The 5,060-nt window shown below is 47.1% G+C and carries 2 protein-coding genes; both read left to right on the plus strand.

The window, feature by feature from the left end:
- Window positions 1-316 precede the first annotated feature (316 nt).
- Entirely contained in the window at window positions 317-2,059 is a 1,743-nt protein-coding gene (locus IBX50_RS17075; protein WP_292257505.1) for a site-specific DNA-methyltransferase, read from the plus strand.
- A gap of 11 nt (window positions 2,060-2,070) precedes the next feature.
- Window positions 2,071-5,037, plus strand: a complete 2,967-nt coding sequence (locus IBX50_RS17080; RefSeq protein ID WP_292257506.1) for a DEAD/DEAH box helicase family protein — start codon at window positions 2,071-2,073, stop codon at window positions 5,035-5,037.
- Window positions 5,038-5,060: the final 23 nt, after the last annotated feature.

A 5,060-nucleotide genomic window follows, 5' to 3' on the forward strand; every position in this document is an offset into this window, starting at 1 on the left:
CATGGTGGATGACAGTGAACTATTGCTTACCATCTATGCTGCTGACAAAAACAGCCAAAACCACCACAGCTGATTACCCAATGACTTTTAGACCAGGGATTTTAGAATCATGAACCAGATGGACACACAAATGCAGGGTGCATCTCTGAATATTACCGAGCAGCGAAAAAAAGAGCTGAAACAGCTTTTCCCAGGTGTGTTCACCGAAACCCGTAATGCAAAAGGTGAGCTGGTGGAAACACTGGACTTTGAACGCCTGAAAGCCGAGCTTGGCAACTTCAGTGAAATCTATGATAACCGCCGTGAGCGCTACGGTATGGACTGGCCGGGCAAGCGGGACTGCCTGCGACTGATCCAGCAATCATCTACTGCCACTCTTAAACCCTGCCGGGAAGAGTCAGTGGATTTTGATACCACTGAAAACCTGTTTATCGAAGGTGACAACCTGGAAGTGCTCAAGCTGCTGCAAAAGAGCTACTACGGCCAGGTGAAGATGATCTACATTGATCCACCCTATAACACCGGCAAGGAGTTCATCTACCCGGATAACTTTAGCGAAAGCCTGGACACCTACCTGCAATACGCCGGCCTGAAAGACAGCGAAGGCCGCACCTTTTCCACCAACACCGCCAACGAAGGCCGTTTTCATACCAAGTGGTTGAACATGATGTACCCGCGCCTGTACCTGGCCCGCAACCTGCTGCGGGAAGACGGGGTGATCTTTATTTCCATCGACGACAACGAAGTGGAAAACCTGCGACGAATATGTAACGAGATTTTTGGGGAGGAGAATTTTATTGCCACCATTATTTGGCAAAAACGCACCTCTCCAGACTCAAGGTTTAATCTAGGGGCGGCTCATGATTATGTGCTTGTCTATGGACGGAGCGAGTTGGGTCAGCAGTTGCTCAAGAAGCTGCCACTTTCAAATACCCGCAGCTCTGAATATAAAAATCGGGATAATGATCCGAGAGGACCGTGGGCCTCAGTTGACCTGACAGGTCAAACTGGTCATGCAACTAAAGATCAGTTTTTTGATGTTGTTACCCCCTCAGGTATGTCTTACCCGCCACCTGATGGCAGGTGCTGGGCTCTAGCGAAAAAAACATATGATGAGCTGTACACTGATAATCGACTATGGTTTGGTAAGGATGGTAACTCTAGACCCAGGCTTAAAAAGTTTTTGTCTGAGTCTCAGGGTGTTAATGCATGGACTTGGTGGGGTAACTCAGAAGTTGGGGATAATCAGAGTTCAGCCAAAGAAATCAAAAAATTACTTGGATCAAGTGATGTTTTTGACAATCCAAAACCAACAAAGCTGATTCATCGGATGTTACAGTTGATCGTCAGTGACGGTGACATTGTTTTGGATTTCTTTGCTGGATCTGGGACAACTGGGCACGCAGCTGTTACGTACTCTATCGAGAAGAATATAAGCATTAATTTTATTTTGGTACAGCTCCCCGAGAAGGTAGATCCAGAGTCACCTCCCGGGCTATTTTGCCAAAGACAAAATTTACCGATGAACATTGCATCAATAAGTAAGGAGCGCCTTCGCCGTGCTTTTGGCGGTGAGTCAGCAGTTAAGCAGATGGAGTTTGATGCTGGCGTAAGTAATAGTAGGAGCTTCAAAGTCCTGAAACTCGATCAGAGCAACTTTAAACTCTGGCAAGCTCCTGCCAAAGGCATATCTGATGAAGAGCTACTCCAGCAAATGGAGCTGAATGTTGACCACATCGACCCCAATGCCAGCCAGGAAGATCTGCTCTATGAACTGCTGATCAAGGCTGGTGTGATGCCTACAGAGAAAGTGGAACAGATTGAACTGGCCGGTCATCAGCTGTTTTCCGTGGCGGATGGCACCCTGCTGGTGCATCTGGAGAACAGGGTTGATCAAGTTTTAATTGATGCTGTGTTAAACAATGCACCCAGCCAGTTTATCTGTCTGGATAAAGCCTTTCATGGTAATGATCAGCTCAAGACTAACGCGGTGAAAACCTTCCAGGCTTTTAACCAAGGCAAGGAAAAAATCGACCAGATCGATTTTAAAACGGTTTGAAGGAGTGAACCATGAAGCTGAAATTTAACCCCGGTCTGGATTATCAGCAGGATGCCATTCAATCCACGCTGGCCGTGTTTGATGAGCTATCCACAGAAGGTGAGGCCTTTCGTCACCTGGGTATTGCCAATACCTTGAGCCTGAATCCTGACAAGCTTTTATTCAATCTGCATCGGGTTCAGGAGCAGAATTTTATTGAGAAAACGGCCAGCCTGTTTGAGGCTGAAGACGATTATCCCTTCCCCAATTTTTCCGTGGAGATGGAAACCGGTACGGGTAAAACCTATGTTTACCTGCGCAGTATTTTTGAATTGTACCAGAAGCTGGGACTGCGCAAATTCATTATTGTGGTGCCATCGGTAGCCATTCGTGAAGGTGTGCTTTCTTCGTTGAAAATGATGAAAGAGCACTTTCGGAGCCTTTACAGCAATACGCCTTTTGATCATTACGTTTACAGCGCCAAAGATCTGTCCAGAGTCCGCCAGTTTGCCACCGCCAATACATTGCAGATTATGGTGATCAACATTCAGGCATTTCAGCGTGATGCGGGGGATATAGAAGATTATGACAGTCTGACACCGGAGCAGATCAAAAAGCTTTCGGTGATACACCGAGAGCAGGATCGTATGTCCGGGGTTAAACCCATTGAGTTTATTCAGGAAGTACGTCCGGTACTGATCATTGATGAGCCTCAGTCTGTCGATAACACTGCCAAAGCTCGGCGGGCAATTAACCATTTGAAGCCACTGTTTGCACTGCGTTATTCAGCGACCCATCGCAACCCTTATAATCTGATCTACCAGCTGGGTCCGGTGAAGGCCTACGACATGAAGCTGGTGAAGCAGATCTCTGTGGCATCCATCCAGTCTCAGAGCAATGTGAACCGGACTTATCTTAAGCTGAGTAGCGTTGGTTACAACGGCAAGGCCAAGATACCTTCAGCCTCGGTGGTGATTTTTGAAGATACCCCGAATGGCACCAAAGAGAAGGCCGTTAAACTCAAGCAAGGTACAGATTTATCGGATCATACCAACCGTTGCGGTTATGAAGGATATGTGGTGGATGAAATCTATGCTGAGTCGGGGGCTGAGTATGTGCGTTTTGCCAATAACGTGATTCTGGAGCCTGAGCAGGAAAAAGACGGTATTCATGATGAGGTGCTTAAAGAGCAGATTCGCCAGACAGTGGAAGAGCACTTTAAAAAAGAGCGTAATCTGCTGAAGCAAGATTTGAATGTGAAGGTTTTATCGTTGTTTTTCATCGATAAGGTGGCAAATTATCGATATTACGATGAACACGGCTCTCGTCAGGATGGCAAGCTTGCGCTTTGGTTCGAAGAAATCTACCAGGAAATTGCTGCCAGCCCATTGTTCAGTGATTTGCCAAAGCGTGATGTGAAACAGGTTCACAATGGGTATTTTGCAGAGGTCAAAAAACAGGGGCGGGTAGTGGAGCTGAAGGATACCAGTGGAGCTACAGCCAGTGACGCTGAAATTTATAAGCTGATTATGCAAGATAAAGAGCGGTTGCTGGATGACTCTGAGCCGCTGCGTTTTATTTTCAGCCATTCAGCTCTGAAAGAGGGCTGGGATAACCCTAATGTTTTTCAGATTTGCACCCTGCGTGAATTTGGTAGTGAAAAAGAACGACGCCAGACTTTAGGGCGTGGTTTACGTCTTGCAGTGAATGCGAATGGTGACCGAGTTTATGACCCTCAGCTGAATCGTCTGACTGTCGTTGCCAGTGAGTCCTTTGAGGACTATGCCAGAAACTTGCAAACAGAAATGGAAAAAGATATTGGCGGTGGTTTCAAGTTTGGCCGGGTGCCAGCCATTGCCTTCGCTCCGTTAGTAGTCAGTGACTCTGAAACTCTGGGTCAGGAAAAATCCCGCCACCTCTGGCAGGCTCTTAAAGCTGAGGGCTATCTGGATGCAAAGGGCGATTTGACTTCTAAATTTCAGCCGGACGACCTGCACTTCAAGTTGCAAGTACCAGCAGAGTACCAACAACTGGAAAATGAAATTGTTGATCGGCTGCGTGGGTTTATGTTTACCGGTCGGATACAGGATGCTCGAAAGCGTACCCAGGTCACTTATAACAAACGCGTTGAATTGAATCCGGATTTTCAGGCGCTGTGGCAAAAAATCAGCCAGAAAACGCGCTACTCCATCCGGTTTGATACCCAAAAGTTGATTGATCTTGCCAGCCATAAATTGCAAAAAATGCCTGTGGTTAAGCCCGTGACACTGAGTATTGATCATACCCTGACAAAGATGACTGAAGCCGGATTTGGCAGTGATCGACAAATACAAACACCCAAAGAGCGTTATATCAGTGTCCATGAGGTTTTACCGGATTTGCTGGGTACACTTCAAAGCCGAACGAACCTGACAAGAGGCACATTGTTGACTGTCATCAAGCGCTGTGGGCGACTGGGTGAATTCAAAGCCAATCCTCAAGGGTTTATCACTGAAGCAGCCAAGCAGATCGAGAAAGCAATGGATGAGTTGCTGGTGGATGGAATCCGTTATGAGAAGCTGGTTGGTGAGCATTACAAAATGGAATTGTTTGATGAACCTGAACTGGAGGCTTATCTGGATCGTGCTTACAAGGTGCAGCATGGTAATCAAGGTGATTGTGTGCAAACACCTTATGATTATATTCAGTGGGACTCTAACATTGAGCGGCAAACTGCTCAGGCCTTGGATGGCGCAGAAAACGTCAGATTTTTCTGCAAACTGCCGCGTTGGTTTACTATCCCCACTCCTGTAGGTGATTACAATCCTGATTGGGCTGTGGTACTGGAAGAGGATCGCAAGGTGTACCTGATTCGGGAAACCAAAACTACTCATGACGCTGATAAGCGCAGGCAGGAAGAAAACCTGAAAATTCTTTGTGGTGAGGCGCACTTTAAAGCGCTGGACGATGTGGATTACCGAGTGGCTACTTCGGTGGCTGAGGTAGTGGCAGCGCCTTGATTCGCTCGGTCGCTACGCAGCAA

This window comes from Marinospirillum sp., assembly GCF_014859565.1.